The following is a 20,037-nucleotide window of genomic DNA, read 5'->3' as shown; positions in this document are numbered from 1 at the left end:
CAACCAGTGTGAGGAAGGAACGACCATGAGGCACTTCCCGACGAAGCGAGTGACGTGGCCACTCGAGGTCGTGGCCGGCTCGAAGCTCGCGACACGTTCAGGACGGCTCCGGCTCCCCGCGACGATCGGCGTCCTGCTGGTCACCGGTGCGTCCCTGTCGGCGTGCGGAACCAGTGCCACCACCGCCAGCCTGCCGTCGACGACGAGCGACCTCGTCAAGCAGGCCAAGAAGGAGGGCACGGTCGCCTGGTCCGCACCGAAGCCGCAGAGCCAGATGCAGCCGGCGATCGACCTGTTCGAGAAGAAGTACCCCAGCATCAAGATCAAGTACACCAACACCAAAGCCCCTGACCAGGTCAGCCAGTTGAAGATGGAGGAGGCCGCGCGGAAGGTGTCGGTCGACGTCGCCAACGCCGGCGGCCTCACCGTGCTGCCGTCCCTGCAGCTGGCCGACAACGTCAGCTGGTCAAAGTACGGCATCGGCAAGGAGAACGTCTTCCAGAAGAACCTCGTCTACATCTGGTCGGTGCCGAAGGTGTGGGCGTACAACACGGACAAGGTCAAGCCCGCGGACCTGCCGAAGACGTGGGACGACCTGCTGGACGCGAAGTGGGCCGGCGGCAAGATCTCGGCCGAGTCCCGCGCGTCGTTCATGACCGTCTGGGACCTGGACTCCTCGATGGGTGAGGCGAAGGCCCTCGCCTGGGCCAAGAAGTTCACCGCGCAGAAGCCGCACTACTCCTCCAACACGACGCAGTCGGAGGCACCGATCGAGTCGGGGCAGGTGAGCATCGGCACCAGCCTCATCAACCTCGTGCTGCAGGCGCAGAAGAAGGGCGCGCCGATCGCGGTTGCACCGCTGTCGCCGACCAATGCCAACGAGTCCTATCTGTACGTGCCCAAGGGTGCTCCCCACCCCGCTGCCGCGGTACTGCTCACCTCGTTCCTCTCCTCCGACGCGGCCCAGAGCGTGCTGGCCAAGACGTACAACTCCCGTATCCCGGTGGACACCAACTGCTCCAAGCCCGGCGACAACGCCGTCCTGCAGGCGATCTGCAAGGCGAACCTCAAGTGGTTCGGCACCAAGACCCTGAAGGACTACCAGAACTTCTCCAGCTTCTTCCCCAAGGCCGAGAAGGCGCTCGGCACCGATGTCGGCTGACCCGTGTGAGCACTGGACGCCGCCAGGAGCATGAACCGATACGAGAGGCACCACAATGACGTGGCATCGACTCACCACGGCGACAAGTGTCCTGTTGGTCACTGCCGCATCCCTCTGCGCATGCGGAAGCGGCTCCGCTGCCGCCGATCTTCCACCCACGATGAGCGCCCTGGTCAAGCAGGCCAAGAGCGAGGGGGTGGTCAACTGGGCCTCCTGGAACCCCGAAGCACAGATGCAGCCGGCGATCGACCTGTTCGAGAAGAAGTACCCCGGCATCAAGGTCAAGTACACCAACATCAAGGCTCCGGACCAGGTGAGCCAGCTCAAGATGGAGCAGGCCGCCCGCAAGGTGTCGCTCGACGTCGCCAACGCCGGCGGGCTCACGGTGACTCCCGCGGTCAAGCTGGCCGCCGACGTCGACTGGTCGAAGTACGGCGTCGGCGCGAAGGACGTCTTCGCGAAGAATTTCGTCTATGTGTGGGCCACGCCGAAGGTGTGGGCGTACAACACCGACAAGGTCAAGCCTGCTGATGTGCCGAGGAGTTGGGACGACCTACTCGACACAAAGTGGTCCGGCGGGAAGGTGTCGGCCGAGTCCCGGGCGTCGTTCATGACCGTCTGGGAGCTGAACTCCTCGATGGGCGAGGCGAAGGCCCTCGCCTGGGCCAAGAAGTTCGCCCCGCTGAAGCCGCACTACTCCCCCAACCTCACCCAGGCCGAAGCACCCATCGAGTCGGGCCAGGTCAGCATCGGCACCAGCCTGATCAACCTGGTCCTGGCGGCCAAGGCCAAGGGCGCACCCGTCGAGATCGCGCCGGTGTCACCCACGAGCGCCAGCGAGTCGTACCTCTACGTCCCCCAGGGCGCCCCTCACCCCGCCGCCGCAGCGCTCCTCACCTCGTTTCTTTCCTCGGCCGATGCGCAGAGCGCGCTGGCCAAGACCTACAACTCCCGGATCCCCACCAGTACCGACTGCTCGGATCCGGGCGTCAACGCCGTCCTGCAGGCACTGTGCGCAGCCCACGTGAAGTGGTACGGCGCGAGCTCCCTGAAGGACTACGACAACCTGACCGGCTTCTTCCCCAAGGTCGAAAAGGCACTCGGGACCGATGTCAGCTGACAGGTCGACCGCAGGGCGGAGCCGCGTACCGAATCGCGGCGGGCACGGCCCTCGACCGGCAAGGAATTGCGATGAAGACGTTCTACGACGCGGGAGGTCGTGATGGATCTCATGACAACCAAGGAGGGTGAGACGCCGCCGGCCGGCGCCAGCGAACGCAACGACCCACCGCCCCAGCGCCGTTCACTCAAGCAGCGGCGTGCGGCGGGAACCCTCGTCAATCTCGCCATGGTGCTCCTGGTGGGCTACCTGGTTCTGGTCCCGCTGGCGATCCTGCTCTACAGCAGCTTCAAGGCGTCGCCCACCGAACTGCCCTTCGATGTGCCCGGGTTCTCCCTGGACAACTACCGGGCGGTCTTCTCCTCCAGCCGGCTCGGCACGGTGACCCTCAATACGGTCATCTACGTCGTGGGTTCCCTGGTCGTGGCGCTGGTGCTCAGCGTGTGCCTCGCGTATCTCTTCGAGAAAACGGACATCCCGGGACGCAGCTTCCTGGGCCCCCTCGCGCTCGCCCCCATGGCCGTCCCGGTGACCGTCATGGCGATCGCGTGGGCCCTGGTGGCCAACCCGGCGAACGGTCCCCTCGCGCTGCTCATCCGGGAGACGTTCGGCATCCGCGTCGATGTCTACTCGCTGCCGGGGATGATCCTGGTCATGGGTATCTTCGGCGTACCCAGCATGTACCTGATGATCGCGCCGGCGTTCGCGCGGCTCAACCCCGAGCTGGAGGAGGCCGCGGCGACGGTGGGTGCGCCGGTGTGGCGCCGGCTGCGTCTGATCGTCTTCCCCCTCGTCACGCCGGCCGTCTCGGCCGCGGCGATGCTGCTCGTCGTCGTGGCCCTGGAGGGCTTCGCCATCCCGGCGATCCTGGGCCTGCCCAAGCAGATCTTCGTCTACAGCAGCCTCATCCAGTACTCGCTGCAACCGCCGAGCGGTGTGGCCAACTACGGCCAGGCGAGCACCTACGGCATCCTCATCCTGGCCCTCTCGCTCGTCATGCTGCTGATCTACCGGCGACGCGTGAAGGACACGCACCGCTTCCGGGTGGTGACCGGCAAGGGCTACCGGCAGACCCGGGTCTCCCTCGGCCGCTGGCGGATCCCGCTCTGCGTGGTCGTCTCGGTGTACCTGTTCCTGGCCGTCGTGCTGCCCATCGTCGCCCTGCTGTGGACGAGCCTGTCGCCCTACGCCCGGCCGTTCAGCTGGTCCGGCCTGAGCTCGATGACGCTGGGCGCCTACAGCAATGTCCTGTCCTCGCCGGACATCGGCAAGGTCCTGCTGAACACGGCCGAGGTCGTCCTGGTCACCGCCACTTCGACCCTGGTGCTGTCGGTATGGATCGCCGTGGCCGCGGTACGCAAACGGTTCAAGGGCAGCACCCTGCTCTTCGAGACCACGTTCCTGGTCTTCGGCATCCCGAGTGTCGTTCTCGGCTCCGCCGTGCTGTTCCTCTACCTCTACGTTCCCGTGCCGATCTATGGAACGGTCTGGATCATCATCGTCGCCCTTGTGACACGGTTCCTGCCCCGGGGCTCACGGATGGTGCACGCCGCCCTGATCCAGCTCGATGACGGGCTCATCGAGGCGGCGCGCGTGACCGGGGCGAGCCCCATCACGGTCACCCGAACGATCCTGCTGCCCCTGCTGCGCCCGGCGCTATGGAGCTGCTGGCTCTGGGTGTTCGCCCACGCCCTGGGTGAACTCCCGATCGCCCTGCTGCTGACCGGCGCGGACAACCGAACCCTGGTCGTCCTGCTGTGGGACACCTTCACCTCCAGCGTCGACTACCCCGAAGCGAGTGCCCTGGCAGTGATCATCCTGGCGATCTCCACGCTCGCGGTGTGGCTCGTCAACCGGAGCAGTGCGGAGAAGCAGGCATGACAGAAACCATGGTGAAAGCGATGAACACGGAAACGACGGCGAACTCGATCGTCATCACCGACCTGCGCAAGTCCTACGAGAAGTCGTCGAACTCCGACACGGCCTACGCGGTCGACGGCATCTCCTTCGACGTCCCCAAGGGCCAGTTCGTCACCCTGCTCGGGCCCAGCGGCTGCGGGAAGACGACGACGCTGCGCTGCGTCGCCGGCCTCGAGCAGGCCACCGGGGGCCGGATCGAGATGGGTGGCGAGGTGGTGTTCGACGCCGCGAAGAAGCGGCATGTCAGGCCGGAGGAGCGGCCCATCGCGATGGTGCCGCAGTCGTACGGCATCTGGCCGCACATGAAGGTCATCGACAACGCGGCCTTCCCCCTGCGCCACGGCCGCAACCGGCGCAAGGGGCCGGAGGTGCGCCAGCGCGCGCTCGAGATGCTCGAACAGGTGGGCCTCGCCGGTATGGCCGACCGCTGGGCGACCCAGCTCAGCGGCGGCCAGCAGCAGCGCCTCGCCCTGGCCCGCGCCCTGCTCGGCAACCCCGAAGTCCTCCTGCTCGACGAGCCGTTGTCCAACCTGGACGCCAAGCTGAGGGCGAAGCTTCGCCAGGAACTCCGCTCGTTCCAGAAGCAGTTCGGCGTCACCGCCCTCTATGTCACCCACGACCAGGCCGAGGCCCTGGCCATGTCGGACACGGTGATCGTGATGAACCAGGGCCGCGTCGAGCAGATCGACCGCCCCGAGCGGCTCTACGATCACCCGCGTTCCTCCTTCGTCGCCGACTTCATCGGCAGCGCGAACCTGTTCCCTGTGCAGGACGCCACGGCGGGCGGGGCGGGAGGGGTACTCGCCAAGACGGACATCGGCCCGATCTTCTGCACCCGTTCCACGCCCGGCGAGGACGTCCAGCCCCGTGACGGCGGCTTCGTCTGCGTACGCCCCGAGGACGTCGAGGTCCGCCCGGACGGCGCTGGCACGACACCGGGCGACAACGAGTTCGCAGGAGTAGTGGAATCAGCCGAGTTCCTCGGCGACCGCCTCGACCTGGTCGTCCGTACGGCGAACGTGCCGGTCACGGTCTCGACGCGAGCGAACCAGAGCCTCCGCCCGGGCCAGGAGGTCGTGATGCGGCTGGCTCCGGCTGCCACCAGCTACCTCGCCGACTGAACAACGGGCCGCAGGCGGCCGGCACCACACCGCAACCGCATCCGGCCACCAACCGCGATCTTGAGGCGGCCCGGTATGGACCGGGCGCCTCAGGCCTTCCGTCCGCCTGGGCCAAGCCCCATCCGGGCCACCCGAACCTCACTGTCGACGCGGCACCAGCGGCGTCCGAAGGCCCGCAGAACTCGCACACGGTCGCGGACTGTTCCCCGGCGGTTTGGACCAGGCCACGCATCACAGGAGCTGGTGGCCATCACGATGACGGCGAGGTGAGCGCGAACCGCGCCAAGGGGAAGCCCACACCGTGCAGCCGATGAAGAAACTCATCCTCCAGGCGGGTAACACTTCACAGAAGAGCGGCGCCGTGCCTTCACCATCGGACTGATCGTGCTGACGCTCACCGCGGCGAGCCTGGCGGGGGTCGCCCTCGACTCCGCGACCGAGGCCAGGCAGCAGCGCGCAGTCAGTCTGTCCCGCCAACTCGCCGCCCAGGCAAGGGCCATAGCGGCCGAGCGGCCGGTGACGGCCCGCCGTCTGGCCGTCGCGGCCTGGTCGACGGCGCCCACTGCCGAGGCGGGCCTCGCCATGACCACGTTGCTGACCCAGCAGCAGTCGGTCCTCGTCGGCCACTCGGGGGCGGTCACCTCGGTGGCGTTCAGTCCCGACGGCGCCCGCATAGCCACCACCGGCCACGACGGGACTGTACGACTGTGGAACGCGGCCACCGGCCGGCCCGAGCACATCCGACGAACCGCCGCCCGCTCGCGGAAAGGGATCGCCGTCGCCTTCCGTCCCGACGGGAAGATGCTCGCCTCCGCCGACGAGGACGGCACCATCCGGCTCTGGGACGTACGCACCGGGGCGCCGCTCGGTGCTCCGCTGACCGGGCACACGAACCAGGTCGGCGGTCTGGCATTCAGCCCCGACGGGAAGCGGCTGGCGTCCGCGAGCTGGGACGGCACCGTACGTCTGTGGGACCCGGCGGCCGTGGGGGCACCGCTGACGGGGCACACCGAACAGGTCGACAGCGTGGCGTTCAGCCCCGACGGCATGCTGCTTGCGTCGGGCAGCCGGGACGGCACGGCGCGGCTGTGGGACGTCACGACCGGCCGTCAGAAGGGCGCCCCGCTCAAGGAGAAACTCAGCGGCTCGGTGCGCGGTGTCGCTTTCCGGCCCGACGGCGGGCTGCTGGCGACCGCGCACGGCAACGGGACGATCCGGCTGTGGGACCCGGTGACGGGCCGGACGGTCGGGGAGCCCATGGCCGGACACACCGAAGCGGTGCTGTCGGTGACGTTCGGCCCCAACGGCAAGGCGCTTGCCTCGACGGGGCAGGACGGGACGGTACGTGTCTGGGATTCCCGTACGCAGAAGCCGGCGGGGTCGCCGATGACCGGGCACGGTGCCCTGGTGTGGTCTGCCGCGTTCAGTCCCGACGGCCAGGTTCTGGCCAGTGCCGGCGGCGACGGCACCGTACGCCTGTGGGAGCCGTCCACCGGTCTGCCGGCCACCATGCCGACGCCCTATTCGGACGAGGAAGTGATGTCGGTGGCGATGGCCCCGGTGTCCACGCTCGTGGCGACCCGCGAGGCCGACGGTTCGGTGCGGCTGCGGGAGCCCGCGAGCGGCCGTGTGCTCGGTGTGCCCGTCGGCGGGCACACCGGGGACGTGCTCACGGTCGCTGCCGACCCGGAGGCGCGGATCGTCGCCACCGCCGGGAACGGCGACGCGGTGCGGCTTTGGAACCCGTACACGGGCAAGGAGGTCACGAACCCGCTCACCGGCGACGGGGAGTACGTGGCCGCCCTGGCGATCAGCCGCGACGGCAGCCGCCTGGTCAGCGCCGGATCCGGCGCGACCGTCCGCGTCTGGGACACCACGACCGGCCGGCTGGTCCGCGCGATCCCCACCGGACACGGGATGTTCGTGCACGCGGTCGCCTTCGCCCCCGACGGCCGCCGCTTCGCCACCGGCGGCGCGGACGGAGCCGTCCGCCTCTGGGACACCGGGTCGGGGCGGAAGCGCGGGGAGATCGCCCCACGAGGTCGGTACTCCGTCGACGCGCTGGCGTTCAGCCCCGACGGCACCCGGCTCGCGCTGGGCGGAGGCTCCGACGAGTCCGTGGAGGTCTGGGACGCACGCACCTTGAAGGAGCCCATGCTGCTTTTCGCCGACGGGTCCATCGAAGCGACCGCGCTCAGTTTCGACCGTGCCGGCGAAGTGCTCACTGTCGCCGACGGGAGCGGCACCGTGCGGTTCTGGGACCCCGTGACCGGGCGGCGGCTCGGTGAGGAGTTGAGAGGTGCTCAGGAGCTGTCCGGCGTGATGTCGTTCAGCCGCGACGGAACCTTCGTCGCCACCGCCGACGTCGAGGCCCTCTCGCACGTCTGGTTCGTACCCGTGCCGCGGGTGGCGGTGGCAGAACTGTGCGCCCAGTTCGGCGGGCCGACCGAGAGGGAGTGGCGGACGTACGCCCCGGGCCAGCCGAGACCCTTCCCCTGCCACGATTCCGCTCCCCGCACATGACCGGCCGCCCGATGGACGCGATGTCGTTCACCAGTACGCCGGGGAGGATGGAGGAGCCGGGTGCGGGGCATGCAGCCCGTACCGGAGGCGCAGCACGAGGAGGACATCGCCGGTGTCCTCGCCACCGGGGTAGTACCAGTCAACGCCCGACGTGCATCCGAGTCGTCTACGGCCAATACGCCGGAGGCAAACTGCCCCGCTCTGCCCATCTCGGACCCCAAGGTCCCGACGCTGCATGCTGCCCACGACCCGCCCGATCGCCGGCAGACGAGCAGCTCACCTGCTGCCTCGACCAGCCGATCACCATCACCCTCGGCCACTGACCACATCGTGCAACCGCCGCACCACCAAGTCGGGCGGTCAGGGGGACTACTTCCGTGGGGTGGGGCGGTTTTCCAGATGACTCACCTGTGGCATGGCCTGTTTGGCATCACGTGACGGATGATGGCCGCGCAGGAGAGCCCCGCCCGGTCGTTACGAGCGTCAAGGCGGAGCCTCCCACCACCGCGACAGTCCCGCCCGTTTCCGGAGCCCACTCCGAGCGGGCTCCATGGAAGTCCGCTCGCCTGCTACCGGATGAGTCCGAATCCTGTAGAAGACGAACACGGCTCAACACCCCCATCGAGCCCATTCTCAACTGACCCGAAGAGACTGCGCATTTGCGGCGAAGGCCTCAGCAGGCTTCTACGGCAGAGCTACCCACGTGTAGAGAGAAGCTCCGAGCGCAACGACGATGCTGACGAATGCCACCCATCGCCCCGAGTCGAAACCCAGGAAGATAGGCGTCGGAGCATGACCAGCTTGCTCACGTTGCTGGAGCCGCATCGACTCCATGGCCAGCGCATCGGCAAGTCGTCCCTGGAGGTCGGCAACAGCTTCGGCAGCCAGCCCCGCGGAGGTTCGCAGTTTCGAGGCCTCCAAATCTGTCGCAGCCACGCTGACCGCAGCCAGCACCCCGATAGAGCCGGCAAGACCGTACAACCCCGCCTGGACGACAACCCCGTACGCAGCGCCCAGAATGGCCAGCCACAGGATGAGGATCTGAAGTAGCAGAACGGCACGGCCACGTCGGTTCTCGTACCAACGCCATGCATGATCCAACGCGATGGCCAGCGTTTCCCGCTCCCCCTCGGTCACCGCCACACCATCGCAGAGGTGGCGGTCGTAGTCCAGACTGGGCCAGTGGCCCTCTGTAGGCCCGCTGACCTGCGGTGTCTCGGATTCATGGCCGATCGGCCAGAGACTGACCGGCAGTAGCGTCTCGCAGCTCGTGTCGGAGACCGTCCTCCCAACCTGCGTCCTCTCCCGCAGTCTCACTACGTGTCGGATGCTGGAGGATCAACCCAGTGTCGTGTACTCAGCGGTTCGGGCTGACTGGCGGGACCGTAGAGCCTGTGACGTGGGTGTCCCATCGCATTCGAGCCGGCAGGTGGCAGGCTTCTCCGCGGGGCTGCCAGATAGTTTGAGAATGCGCTGCGGCGGAGGCTCAGGTGAGTTGCCCTTCGCGGGGAAGTTCTCGCAGCCGGTGGTGGGGTGGTGCTGCGAGCGGGGTGGAGGCCACGGACAGCTGGCGGCGCAGCTCGACCGTGTTTCCCCGGCGAGATGCGGGCTCTGCCGGGCGGGCTGGCGATGTCATTCGGAACGGGGGACGGGACCATGGGCGAGGACGGACTCGATGGTCGGCTCGTGTCGGCGGTTCGGGATCTGCTGAGCAGGGGCGCGGATCCGGATGCGGTGGACGCGAACGGGCTGCCGGTGCTGTGTGTGGCGGTGACGGCGTACGACGAGCAGGTCGCCGAGGTGTTGGTGGAGGGCGGGGCGGACCCTGACCGGGTGCTGCCGGACGGGACCACGCCGCTGGGGCGCGCCGTCGACGGCGGTTCCCCGGCGCTCTTCTCGGCGGTGCTGGGCAAGGAGCCCCGGCTGCGGCTCACGGAGACTGCCCGTGAACGGTTGCTCGCGTTGGCCCGGAGCTGGTACGAGACGGGCGCGGCCGAGGAGTTGCGACGCAGGACGGGCGTACCGGGTCCGGCCGCGACGGTCCGGGTGCAGGACGGCGAGTACGACTGGGTCGATCAGGTCACGCTCGGCGGCCTCGTCGTGCGGGCTGGGCACGGCGCCATCCTGACCGCGCTGGAGTGGGCCTTCCGCATTCTGACCCCCGTCGACGAACTGATCGCCCGCGCTGTGAAGCAGCCCGACGAGGAGCATGTGGACTGGTCCACGGTCTGCTGGATCCTCACCGAGCGCCGCAGTTTCGAGACCTGGTCCGCGGTGGTGGCCCATAGCCACGACCCGGACCGGGCGCATCGCCGGTTCGTAGTGGATTACCTGCGGATGCGGGGGCTCCTCGATACCAGCCCCTACTACGAGAAGAAGGAAGGCGAACTCCTGGCCGCGTGGGCGGCCGAGGAAACGGACGGCGAGACGCTCGCGAAGGTGCTCGACGCCTTCACCGAGCACGACCATCCGGACCAGGAGGCCATCGGCCTTCGCCACGCCGGCCATCCCGACCCCCGCGTACGCCGCGAAGTGCCCTACGCCCTCTGTGCGGACTACGTTCCCCGCACGCCTGCGGCCAGGGCCGCCCTGCTCCCCCTCCTGCGCGACCCGGACGCCGCAGTGCGGCTCAGGGCATGCGAGGCGAGCATGCGCGACAGCGCCCTCCTCTCGGAGATCACCCGGGCGCTGTTGTCGCTGGCCGAGGCACCGGATGCCGATGTGCGGGGTGAGGCCGCGGCGGCGTTGGCCGGCTCTCCCGCCCGTACGCCCGCCGTGGCCAACGCCCTGGCCGCGTTGCTCGGCGAGGAGAACCAACACGTGCGTCTGGAGGCCGCCTACGGTCTCGCCCTGCGGGACGATCCGCGCACCGCCGAGGCGTTCGAACGGGTGGGGCCACTCGGTGACGGCTTCGAACACGACCATCGGGCCGACGAGCTCTGGCGGTGGAAGTGGCGCAAGGACAACCCGGCCGGCGAGTGACGATGTCCCGTCGAGGTGGAGTTGGCAGGCTGCGGTTCGCTGACCTGCGAAGAATCCGACAGCACATTTGCTCAAACAGGCACCCGGTGCGGCGCGGCGGCCGGCCGAGGTTCGAATCCTGGGAGACGGCACTCCTCGCACTCCTCGACCGCCGACCCGGCCCACACCGAATCCCCCGTGATCAGGCACTCGGCACCCCCACACCGCTGACAATCACCCAATAAGGAATCTGAGAATCGCGCAGATCAGGGCGATGCTGTGGGCGTAGGCAATCGATGTGAAGGCCACAAGTATCCGTTCTGACCCGGGAGTTGTTCCTCACGTCCTCAACGGCCCGACTGGGTGATGCCGTCGGCGATCTGTCCCATGGTCTGAGCGACTCCCTGCCCGAACGTTGTCGGGGCGATGAGCACGCCGAAGGCCAGGACGATGAGCACGGTCAGCAGTTCGTCATTGCGGCTGCGCGCCTGAGTCCGGCGGCGCAGCCGGAAGAAGATGACGACCGCCAGCAGCACCGCCACATTGATCGTCAGCACGAACAGCACCTTCTCCCCCACGCAGAGATGCCCCTCATTCAGGTGTAGCCAGCGACCGGCGAGGAAGTGACACAGTCGGTCAGGAATGGCAGCAAAGGGCGTACAGGTCGGCCGAATCTGCGTCGTTGACCTCCAGCCGTATCCGATGCGAGGTCTCACGCCGATGCACCGGGCATTCGTCACCACCACGCGCGTGCCCGGCAGTCGGGCAACGGTCGCCATCCGGCACACCGGCACCGGACACGCCCGGACGGCTGGGGAACAAGCGCTACGGACCGGCCGCCGCCGTGCCGGCCGATTCGACGCGTCCAGGGCCCACAGGGCACTGCCGTGGCCCCCCGTCACCCCCTCCTCACCCGCAACATCCGAGGTCAGGGCCTCGTACTGGTGTTCATCAGGGAGTTCGTCGGAAGTGCTGCGCCGGGTGCGGGAGGCGCATAGCGTGCGGTGACCGGGCCGTTTCCCCGCACTTTTGCGGTCCGTGCCTTGTGGGGCCCACGACCCTCTAGGAGATCTTGGGATGTCTTCCGACAGTTCTGAGTTACGTCCGTTGCCGCATCGGGCCGGACGGCATGCTTCCGCTGTCGCGCCGATGTGGGCGACGGGCCGGGTCCGTTCGTGGACCGGGCCGCACCGGGATCTGCGGCTGTTGCGGCGGGCGTGCCGGTGGCAGCGGCGGGTGGCTGCTTTTGCCGCGCTCGGCTATTTCGCGGTCTTCCTGGCGCTGACCGTCCAGGTGCCTTCTCTGATGGCGCGTCCCGCTCCGGGCGGGCTGCCGTTCGGATTGTTCCTGGCGCTGGTGCAGTTGCCGGTGACGTGGCTGGCGGTGGTCTTCTACGAGGTCACCGCGCGCCGGTTCGTGGATCCGCTCGCCCGTCGGGTGCGGCGTCAGGGCCGTGAGGGGCAGTGGCGGCCGTGACGGATTTCGAGGGCGCCGCGCAGTCCTGGTCGCTCGTGGCGTTCTGCAGTGTGGTGACGCTGACACTGCTGCTGTGTGTGATCACCGGCCCCGACCGGGAGGACCTGGACGAGTTCTACACCGGTTACCGGTTCCTGTCCCCGTTGCGCAACGGGCTGGCCATCGCCGGTGACTACATCTCGGCGGCCACCGTCCTGACGGTGGGCGGGATCATCGCGCTGTGCGGTTACGACGGTGTGGTGCTGGCGCTGAGCACGCTGCTCTCGCTGCTGCTGCTGATGTTCCTGCTGGCGGAGCCGCTGCATCACACGGGCCGGTTCACCATGGGTGATGTGCTCGGGCGGCGGATGCCGGGGCGGGCGGTGCGGATCACGGCGTGCGTGGTCACGCTGGCGGCGCTGGTGCCGATGATGGTGGTGCAACTGGCCGGTGTCGGGCAGCTGTTGGCGTTCGTCCTCGGCTTCGACGACAGTTCGATGCGCACCGGCTGCGTCGTCGGGGCCGGTGCGCTGATGATCACGTACGCGGCGATCGGGGGGATGCGCGGGACCGCGCTGATCCAGATCCTGAAGACGGTGATCCTCCTCGGCTCCGGGCTCGTCGTCGCCGCGCTCATCCTGCACACCTTCGGCTGGAGCCCCCAGACCCTGTTCCAGAGCGCCGCGCAGAACAGCGGGGCCGGTCCGGGCTACCTGCGCTACGGCCTGCAGTTCGCGGGCGGGGAGCATCCTGCCCTCGACATGGTGAGCACCCAGTGCGCGATCGTGCTCGGCGGTGCCTGCCTGCCGCACGTCACCATGCGGATGTACACGGCGGGCAGTACGCGTCAGGTGCGCCGGGCGATGTCCTGGGCCGTCTCGGCGGTCGCCCTGTTCATGGCGGTCATGACCGTCGTCGCCGTCGGCGCCACCGCCCTCATCGGCGGGAAGACCATCGCGGCGGCGGACGCGCGCGGCAACACCGCCTATCTGCTGGGGGCGCGTGCCGCGTTCGGGGCGGATCTCTCCCGCGCGGAGGGCCTGCTGTTCACCACGGTCACCACCGCGATCTTCCTGACGCTGCTGGCGTCGGTGGCCAGCATGACGCTGGCGTGCGCGAATTCCCTGGCCCATGACGTCCTCGCGCGTGCGGGTACGGCGCCGCTGCGGGAGATGGGGCTGGCGCGGCTGTCGGCGCTCGCGGTGGGGGTGCCGGTGATCGCGCTGGCCGTGCTCGCCCAGCACCGCAGTCTGCAGCCGCTGGCCATCGTCTCCTTCTGTCTGGGTGCCTCGGCCATCGCGCCCGCGCTCGTGTTCGGTCTGTTCTGGCGGCGCTACACCCGGGCCGGTCTGCTGTGCACGCTCATCGGCGGCAGTCTCAGCGTCCTGGTGCTGATGACCGGCACCAATCTCGTCTCCGGCTCTCCCCAGTCGGCGTTCCCCGAGGCCGACTTCAACTGGTTCCCCTTCACGACCACCGCTCTGGTGTCGGTGCCGGCGGGCTTCCTGTGCGGGGTCCTCGGCACCCTGCTGTCGGGCAGGAGGGCCCTCGCGCGCGAACGCAACCGCTACGAGGCCGTCGAACCCGTCCTGCTGGCCGGACCGCCGCATCCCCGCAGCGGCTGACCGCGGCCGTGCGATGCCCCGGCCCGGTGGGCTGTGGGGGTCGGTCCGCGGGGCGGCGGACCTGGAGGGCTGCCCGTTTGACTGCCCACGCGTCGGCGACCGGGCCCAGGCGGCCGAGTTTGTCGGGGTTGACCACCGAGTGGATCGCCTGGACCTGTCCGTCCAGGACGTCGAGTGTCAGGGCGGTGAGCACTCCGCCGTCGCGGTCGCGGAAGACCGCGCCGGGCCGGCCGTTGACCTCACGGCGGTCGAGGGCCGCTCCGGTGCGCAGGACCAGGGGGACGGCGGTGGCGAGGAGGCGGGCCACCTTCCGGGCGCCGAAGACGCCGCGGGCCAGGGCCGGCGCCTTGCCGCCGTCGCCGCCGCCGTCGCCGACCATCCCGACGTCGGCGGCGAGCAGTTCACGCAGGCCCTCGATGTCGCCCTCGCCGAGCGCGCAGAAGAAGCGTGCGGCGAGTTCGTCGCGCTCGGCGCGGCCGGCCTCGAAACGGGGGCGCCCGGCGGCCATGTGGCGGCGGGCGCGCACCGCGAGCTGGCGGCAGGCGGCCTGGGAGCGGCCCACCGCCGAGGCGACCTGGAGGAAGTCGAAGGCGAACACCTCGCGCAGGACGAAGACCGCGCGCTCCAGGGGGCTGAGCCGCTCCAGGAGCAGCAGGGCCGCCATGGACACGGAGTCGGCCAGTTCCGCCGAGCGGGCCGGGTCCTGGTAGGGGTCGCTCAGCAGAGGCTCGGGCAGCCACGGCCCGACGTACTGCTCGCGCCGCACCCGGGCCGAGCGCAGCACGTCGATCGAGATACGGGTCACCACGGCCGACAGGAAGGCCCTGGGTGATGCCGGGCGGTCCGGGCAGGCGTCGTAGCGCAGCCAGGTCTCCTGGACGGCGTCCTCGGCCTCGCCGACACTGCCGAGGATGCGGTAGGCGATGGAGAACAGCAGGGAGCGCAGTTCCTCGAACTCGTCGATCCGGCTCACCGCGACCTCCTTTCCGGAGCCGAGCATGGATCCGGGCCTGCGCCGGGGCGGCTTCCACCCCAGGAGCGGTATCCGCGCACGTCCCGCACGCTCCAGCGGACCTCGAGCACGCCTGTGGCAGGCCTCGAGCGGCAACCGTGAAACGGCCGGCCGCACCCCGGCCGCACCCCGGTTCGCCTCCGGGTGCGGCCGGCCGCTCGGACGGGCCTGCCCGCGTGCGCCCCACCGTCACGAGCGTGCCGCCTCGGCCCGTCCGGACGGCTCGGGGGCGGGGGCGCCGGCCGGCCCGGGCAGGGGCCCGCCGCGCAGCCGCACGGCGGAGGAGATGTTGACATCAGCGGCCGCCGCGGGCGACGCGACGGGAGTCCCCCGGGCAATGCCGTTGCACCGCTGCCAAGGAGTGGCCCTTCTTCACAAGGCCGGTCTCGTCGACCACAAGAACGGCGGCGTCGGCGCCGAGATGGCCGGCGACGTAGGCCCGCAGGTCGTCGTGGACCGCATCTGCGTCCCAGCGGGCGTAGCGCGGCAGGCGCTGCATCGGCCCCGGCCGGGCACGGCCCGCACGTTCGGCCAGTTGCCAGGAGTTCTTCCGCTCGGCGCCGGACAGAAGCCCGAGCAGGCAGGCGCGGGCCACGGTCCGGGGCTCAACCCGCCCGAACCGGCCCGCGATCCGGGCCGTGACCTGGTCGAACATCGCCCGCCAACGGGCAGGGTCCACGCCGTGGCGCGCGGCCACCGCATGATCTTCAGGAGTCCGCACAACCCCCGATGATCATGAGGTGGTCGTACTCGTTCCCGGCCTGCCCTGACACGGGGGCATGAAGCTGGACAGCGGTGCTAGGTCAGAACCAACCAGCGCCGGCCGTCGATGAGCTCTCGTGCCGCATCGAGGTGGCCGGCGTGGCATGCAGTCTCGGTGATGACGTGCAACAGGACGTCGCGCAGGGTGTGCAGGTGTGGTTCGCCGAACAGGTCGTGAGGCCACCAGGCCAGGACGGCGTCAGCAGGGGTGGCGGCGATGACGGCGTCGGAGAGCTCTGCCTCCTGCCGGTATCCGTCGAGCACGTCGACGGCCCGCGTTTCCGGAGCCACGTTCCACGCTTCGTCGCCGTTCGTCAGGCCGCGGATGATCTCCTCGTCCCCGGCGACAACCGCACGGAACCAGAAACGCTCAACGTCGAGCGCGAGGTGCTGGACCAGCCCCAGGCAGTGCCATCCGGATGGCAGCACCGGCCGTCGCAGAACCTCGGCGTCGAGCCCGTCGAGGATGCCGAGAACGTGGCGGCGCTGCCCGGCCAAGACCCGAAGAAGCGCCCTGACCTCATGGTCCGGAACCGTTTCGCTCGTATTTTCGGTCACGGGCACCCAGGATTGCCCAACTCCTGCGGTCGTGCGGGGAGTTCTCCGAAATCCGGGACACACAATCAACGGCAGGACGACGCAAGCGTGGATGCGAGCAGCGCCCGACAACGTCTGCCGCTCCAGGGGCACGTCGCCGTGACGACCTGCCGCACACTCCAGCCATGAATCACGAAACCGTACTGGAGTACCAGGGCGTGTTTCAGAAGTGGATCAAGGTCGTGCGATGGTCACACCTCGTGGCTCGGGGAGATCTGACAGAAGCTCAGTGGGCGGTGCTGGAGCCGCTGTTGCCGAAAGGCATCAAGTCGAGCGCCCACCAGTCCGCGCCAAGCGGCAGCTGATCAACGGGATACGGTTCCGCACCCGGACCGGCATACCGTGACGGGACCTGCCCGAACGGTATGGGCCGTGGGAGACGGTGTACGGACCGTTCCGCCGCCGGCAGCGCGACGGCACCCGGCATCGCATCCTCGAACAGCTCCAGGCCCGGGCCGACGCGAGGGCCTGATCACCTGGGAGGTCTCGGTGGACTCCACCGCCGCCCGCGCCCACCACCACGCGGCCGGCGCCCGCAAAAGGGGGATCTCCAGGCCGAGCCGCCCGGCGGGGTCTTCATCGAGCCCGACGACCACAGGCTCGGACGCTCCCACGGCGGGCTGACCACCAAGCCCCACCTGGCGCTCGAGCAGGCACACAAGCCAACGTCGATGGTCATCACGGCCGGGCAGCGCGGAGACTCCCGCCAGTTCCAGGTCGTCCTCGGCCGCATCCGCGTGCCCAGGCCCGGGCCCGGACGCCCGCGCACCCGGCCCGACATCGTCCGCCGACAAGGCCTACGGCTCCCGCGCGAACCGCGCATACCTGCACCGACGAGGGATCCGCTGCACCATCCCGCAGAAGCGTGATCAGATCGCCAACCGCAAGAAGCGGGGCTCCCGCGGAGGCCGCCCGCCGGACTTCGACCCGGCCCAATACAGAAAGCGCCACGCGGTGGAGTGCGGGATCAATCGCCTCAAACGCCACCGCGCGGTCGCCACGAGACACGACAGACTCGCCGTCCGCCACGAAACGACCGCACTGGTCGCCGCCACCAACGAGTGGCCGTAAGAATTCCGCGAATGCCGAGGACCGGTGACGCCCGACAAACCAGTCGAGAAAGCCCTTGCCAGCTGCCACCCTGACCAGATGCTGCTCAAGCTGACCGGATCCAGCGGCGCGGGCAAAACCACACTTGCCTTCGCCCTCGCCGACCGACTGGACGGGACCGTGGTGCACGAGTTCGATGAAGTCGGTGTCCCGGACCCTCCGATCCCTCCCCACTGGCGCAATCGCATGACCGAGGTGTGGGTGCGCCGCGCGCTGGAGTATCAGGTCCGTGGCATGGACCTGCTGCTGTCCGGGAACTCGCCGCTGGGCGAGCTCCTGGCCGCCCCCTCGGCCCCGTTGCTGAACGGGATCGCCGTCTGCCTGATCGACGTCGCCGACCAGGACCGGCGCGACCGACTCGCCGCACGCGACGGCGGCCGACGGGATCAGGCCGCCACCGACGCCTTCTGCGGCTGGGCCGCCTGGCACCGCGGGCACGCCCGCGACCCGCGCTACCGGCCTGATGTCATCACCGACGGGAGCTGGCCGGAGATGGCCTGGGACCGGTGGACCACATGGACCGCCGAGGACCCCCGATGGCGCACCCACCTGATCGACACCACCGGCCAGCCGCTCGCGACATCCGTGAACCACGTCGAGCGATGGGTCACCGAACAGCGCGAGGCACACCGGGCAGGGCGACTGGCTCTGGCCCGAGGCTGGACAGACGAGACACCCAGCCCAACCGACCACGATGCTTGATCCACTTCCGAAACACGCTCTCGGCGGGCGTGCCCACGGTTCCCGCCGTGTGCCCGGTTCCGGGCGCGGGGGCGGTGCTCGTCGCGGCGGCGGAGCGGCCGGACGGGCGGGACAGGTCGCCGTCCGCGGGGCAGCCGATGATCCACCTCAGCAGCGGGCCCGCCATCGCGGTCGTGACGATGGCCATGACGACCATCAGCGAGTACAGATCCCGGCCCAGGAAGCCCAGTTGCAGGCCCACGTTCAGGACGATGAGCTCGGTCAGGCCGCGGGTGTTCAACAGCGTCGCGAGCGCGGCGGACTGCCGTAGCGGCATCCGGTTGAGACGGGCGGCGGTGAACGCACCGGTGAACTTACCGCCGACCGCCACCAGCACAATGAGCCCCAGCGTGCCCAGCCCGGCCGCGTCCAGGTGGGACAGGTCGACCTCGAGACCGGCGACCAGGAAGAACACCGGCAGCAGCAGGGCGCCGCTCAACTCGCCCAGCCGCTCGTGGACTTCGGCGCGCAGCCGCTCGCCGCCGGTGCGCGGCAGGATCACACCGAAGAGGAACGCGCCGAAGATGTAGTGCAGACCCACCCACTCGGTGGCGGCGGCCGACAGCAGCAGGCCCACCAGAACGGCCGCGAACACGGTCGGGGTCAGCGTGAGGGCGGGGCGGCGGGCCACGAAGCGGCGCAGCAGGGGCCGCAGGACGAAGAGCATGCCCAGCACGTAGGGGACGGCAAGCAGGATGTGCCACCGGTCGGGGCCGGCCGGACCGCTGACGGCGACCACACCGGCCAGCAGCGACCAGGCCAGCACGTCGTCGACGGACGCACAGGCCAACGCCACCACGCCGAGCGGGGAGCGGGTCATGCCCCGGTCGGTCAGGATGCGGGCCAGGACCGGGAACGCCGTGATGGACATGGCGATGCCCATGAACAGCATGAACGCCGTCCGGTCACCGGTGCCGTAGTCGTCCATCAGATAGAGGGCGAGCAGCGTGCCCAGGCCGAACGGCAACAGGACGGAGCCGAAGGCCACGGTCGCGGCGAGGCTGCCGCTGCCGCGGATCATCGCGGCGTCCCACTCCAGGCCGACCAGGAACATGAAGACCGCGACGCCGACGGCGGCCAGAGCGCCGAGCAGCGGCCGGATGCCGACCGGGAAAAGGGCAGCTGAGAGCGCGCCGTGGAAAAGGGTCGGGCCCAGCGCGATACCCGCGAGGACCTCCCCGATCACCACGGGCTGGTCCAGGCGCCGGGCCAGCGCGCCCAGCAGGCGTGCCAGCAGCACGATGGCGGCCAGGCCCAGGAGGAGGGAGGAGGTCTGATGGGTGGTCATGGCGATGGGTCTCCGTAGGTGGGGTCCGGCCCGGGAGCAGAGCAAGGGTGGCGCAGCGGCGCGCCGGCGGCGGGCAAGCGGCAGCACGGGGACGGGAAAGACGGAAAACCCGGCGCCCACTGCGTGTGGTCACCGGGCCTTTCCGGGGGAAACGCGCGAGCGGGCGCCGGGAGACGGCCTCGGTCCGGGCCGGGGGGCGCCTCTCACCGCCGGGGTCTGCCGAGGTCTGCCGGGGAGGGATACGCGGTGAACCGACACCAGCAGCCCAACACCCTGTCCCGGGACGGGCGTTACACCCTCCCCTGCCGCGTCCCGGACTCGTCCGGCGCCGGAGTGAACGCCTCCAGGTGGTCCTGGGCCCACCGCCTGAAGGAACGGGCCCGGCGGCCCGTCACCCTGCGGACGGTGTCCTCCGCCTGGGCCTTGGCGCCGGCCTTCTGCCGTTCCGCGCTCGCCAGAAGCGCCTCCACGACCGGGGGCGGCCAGCGTTCGCCCAGCGCGGCGCGGGCCTGACCTCCTCGGCATCGCGGGCCGCCGCATCGACCGCTGGCGGGTCCGCACCCCGGTCGACGAACCCGGCGACACGGCCGACACCTGGCACCGCTGGGCCGCCACGGTGGGCCGCCGCCCGTGGCTCTTC

At 69.7% G+C, this 20,037-nt stretch carries 14 protein-coding genes and 3 pseudogenes; 11 read left to right on the top strand and 6 right to left on the bottom strand.

Annotation, left to right across the window (positions count from 1 at the left end; translation table 11 throughout):
• Positions 1-25: 25 nt before the first annotated feature.
• From ACNFOC_RS22160 to ACNFOC_RS22140, 5 genes are all read left to right on the top strand, one after another.
• A complete protein-coding gene (locus ACNFOC_RS22160; RefSeq protein ID WP_416960830.1) occupies positions 26-1,162 on the top strand; it encodes an ABC transporter substrate-binding protein in 1,137 nt (378 codons plus the stop codon).
• A gap of 160 nt (positions 1,163-1,322) precedes the next feature.
• Complete coding sequence (locus ACNFOC_RS22155) at positions 1,323-2,282, top strand: ABC transporter substrate-binding protein (protein WP_416960829.1); 960 nt, start codon at positions 1,323-1,325, stop codon at positions 2,280-2,282.
• Positions 2,283-2,384: 102 nt separating this feature from the next.
• Entirely contained in the window at positions 2,385-4,163 is a 1,779-nt protein-coding gene (locus tag ACNFOC_RS22150; RefSeq protein WP_416960828.1) for an ABC transporter permease, read from the top strand.
• 20 nt (positions 4,164-4,183) lie between these two features.
• Positions 4,184-5,323 (top strand): ABC transporter ATP-binding protein, encoded by a 1,140-nt coding sequence (locus tag ACNFOC_RS22145; protein ID WP_416960827.1) that lies wholly within the window; start codon positions 4,184-4,186, stop codon positions 5,321-5,323.
• Between the two features lie 384 nt (positions 5,324-5,707).
• Complete coding sequence (locus ACNFOC_RS22140; protein WP_416960826.1) at positions 5,708-7,846, top strand: WD40 repeat domain-containing protein; 2,139 nt, start codon at positions 5,708-5,710, stop codon at positions 7,844-7,846.
• Between the two features lie 684 nt (positions 7,847-8,530).
• On the opposite strand, the gene ACNFOC_RS22135 is transcribed toward ACNFOC_RS22140, so the two are convergent.
• Positions 8,531-8,983, bottom strand: coding sequence for a hypothetical protein (locus ACNFOC_RS22135; protein WP_416960825.1), 453 nt, complete (start codon positions 8,981-8,983; stop codon positions 8,531-8,533).
• Between the two features lie 519 nt (positions 8,984-9,502).
• Here ACNFOC_RS22135 and ACNFOC_RS22130 point away from each other — a divergent pair.
• A complete protein-coding gene (locus ACNFOC_RS22130) occupies positions 9,503-10,828 on the top strand; it encodes an ankyrin repeat domain-containing protein (RefSeq protein WP_416960824.1) in 1,326 nt (441 codons plus the stop codon).
• A 326-nt stretch (positions 10,829-11,154) separates the two neighbouring features.
• On the opposite strand, the gene ACNFOC_RS22125 is transcribed toward ACNFOC_RS22130, so the two are convergent.
• Positions 11,155-11,364 (bottom strand): hypothetical protein, encoded by a 210-nt coding sequence (locus ACNFOC_RS22125; RefSeq protein ID WP_416960842.1) that lies wholly within the window; start codon positions 11,362-11,364, stop codon positions 11,155-11,157.
• Between the two features lie 520 nt (positions 11,365-11,884).
• Here ACNFOC_RS22125 and ACNFOC_RS22120 point away from each other — a divergent pair.
• Entirely contained in the window at positions 11,885-12,283 is a 399-nt protein-coding gene (locus tag ACNFOC_RS22120) for a DUF485 domain-containing protein (RefSeq protein WP_416960823.1), read from the top strand.
• A complete protein-coding gene (locus tag ACNFOC_RS22115) occupies positions 12,280-13,887 on the top strand; it encodes a sodium/solute symporter (RefSeq protein ID WP_416960822.1) in 1,608 nt (535 codons plus the stop codon). Before ACNFOC_RS22120 ends, ACNFOC_RS22115 begins: the two co-directional genes overlap by 4 nt.
• Positions 13,888-13,936: 49 nt before the next feature.
• Here the strand turns inward: ACNFOC_RS22115 and ACNFOC_RS22110 are convergent.
• From ACNFOC_RS22110 to ACNFOC_RS22100, 3 genes and pseudogenes are all read right to left on the bottom strand, one after another.
• Positions 13,937-14,860: pseudogene (locus ACNFOC_RS22110) on the bottom strand (RNA polymerase sigma-70 factor); the annotation flags it as partial.
• 352 nt (positions 14,861-15,212) lie between these two features.
• A pseudogene (locus ACNFOC_RS22105) lies at positions 15,213-15,554 on the bottom strand (transposase); the annotation flags it as partial.
• A gap of 143 nt (positions 15,555-15,697) precedes the next feature.
• Entirely contained in the window at positions 15,698-16,225 is a 528-nt protein-coding gene (locus tag ACNFOC_RS22100) for a DinB family protein (protein ID WP_416960820.1), read from the bottom strand.
• A 233-nt stretch (positions 16,226-16,458) separates the two neighbouring features.
• Between ACNFOC_RS22100 and ACNFOC_RS22095 the strand changes: the two are divergent.
• Positions 16,459-17,329, top strand: a pseudogene (locus ACNFOC_RS22095) (IS5 family transposase).
• A gap of 78 nt (positions 17,330-17,407) precedes the next feature.
• On the top strand, positions 17,408-18,070 hold the full coding sequence (locus tag ACNFOC_RS22090) for a DEAD/DEAH box helicase family protein (RefSeq protein WP_416960819.1): 663 nt from the start codon (positions 17,408-17,410) through the stop codon (positions 18,068-18,070).
• Here ACNFOC_RS22090 and ACNFOC_RS22085 read toward each other — a convergent pair.
• Positions 17,976-19,397: a cation:proton antiporter domain-containing protein gene (locus tag ACNFOC_RS22085; protein WP_416960818.1), complete on the bottom strand. Its 1,422-nt coding sequence runs from the start codon at positions 19,395-19,397 to the stop codon at positions 17,976-17,978. The two genes, ACNFOC_RS22090 and ACNFOC_RS22085, sit on opposite strands and share 95 nt — an antisense overlap.
• 246 nt (positions 19,398-19,643) lie before the next feature.
• Here ACNFOC_RS22085 and ACNFOC_RS22080 point away from each other — a divergent pair, with 246 nt between their 5' ends.
• Positions 19,644-19,910, top strand: a complete 267-nt coding sequence (locus ACNFOC_RS22080; RefSeq protein ID WP_416960817.1) for a hypothetical protein — start codon at positions 19,644-19,646, stop codon at positions 19,908-19,910.
• Positions 19,911-20,037: the final 127 nt, after the last annotated feature.

Source organism: Streptomyces colwelliae (genome assembly GCF_048158785.1).
Lineage (GTDB): Bacteria > Actinomycetota > Actinomycetes > Streptomycetales > Streptomycetaceae > Streptomyces.
This window is presented reverse-complemented; position numbering and strand designations above follow the sequence as displayed.

Bases quoted from the DNA above. Each gene is read 5' to 3' on its own strand.
- ACNFOC_RS22160 (WP_416960830.1), top strand. From the start codon at position 26: ATGAGGCACTTCCCGACGAAGCGAGTGACGTGGCCACTCGAGGTCGTG.
- ACNFOC_RS22155 (WP_416960829.1), top strand. From the start codon at position 1,323: ATGAGCGCCCTGGTCAAGCAGGCCAAGAGCGAGGGGGTGGTCAACTGG.
- ACNFOC_RS22150 (WP_416960828.1), top strand. From the start codon at position 2,385: ATGGATCTCATGACAACCAAGGAGGGTGAGACGCCGCCGGCCGGCGCC.
- ACNFOC_RS22145 (WP_416960827.1), top strand. From the start codon at position 4,184: ATGAACACGGAAACGACGGCGAACTCGATCGTCATCACCGACCTGCGC.
- ACNFOC_RS22130 (WP_416960824.1), top strand. From the start codon at position 9,503: ATGGGCGAGGACGGACTCGATGGTCGGCTCGTGTCGGCGGTTCGGGAT.
- ACNFOC_RS22120 (WP_416960823.1), top strand. From the start codon at position 11,885: ATGTCTTCCGACAGTTCTGAGTTACGTCCGTTGCCGCATCGGGCCGGA.
- ACNFOC_RS22090 (WP_416960819.1), top strand. From the start codon at position 17,408: ATGCTGCTCAAGCTGACCGGATCCAGCGGCGCGGGCAAAACCACACTT.
- ACNFOC_RS22085 (WP_416960818.1), bottom strand. From the start codon at position 19,397: ATGACCACCCATCAGACCTCCTCCCTCCTCCTGGGCCTGGCCGCCATC.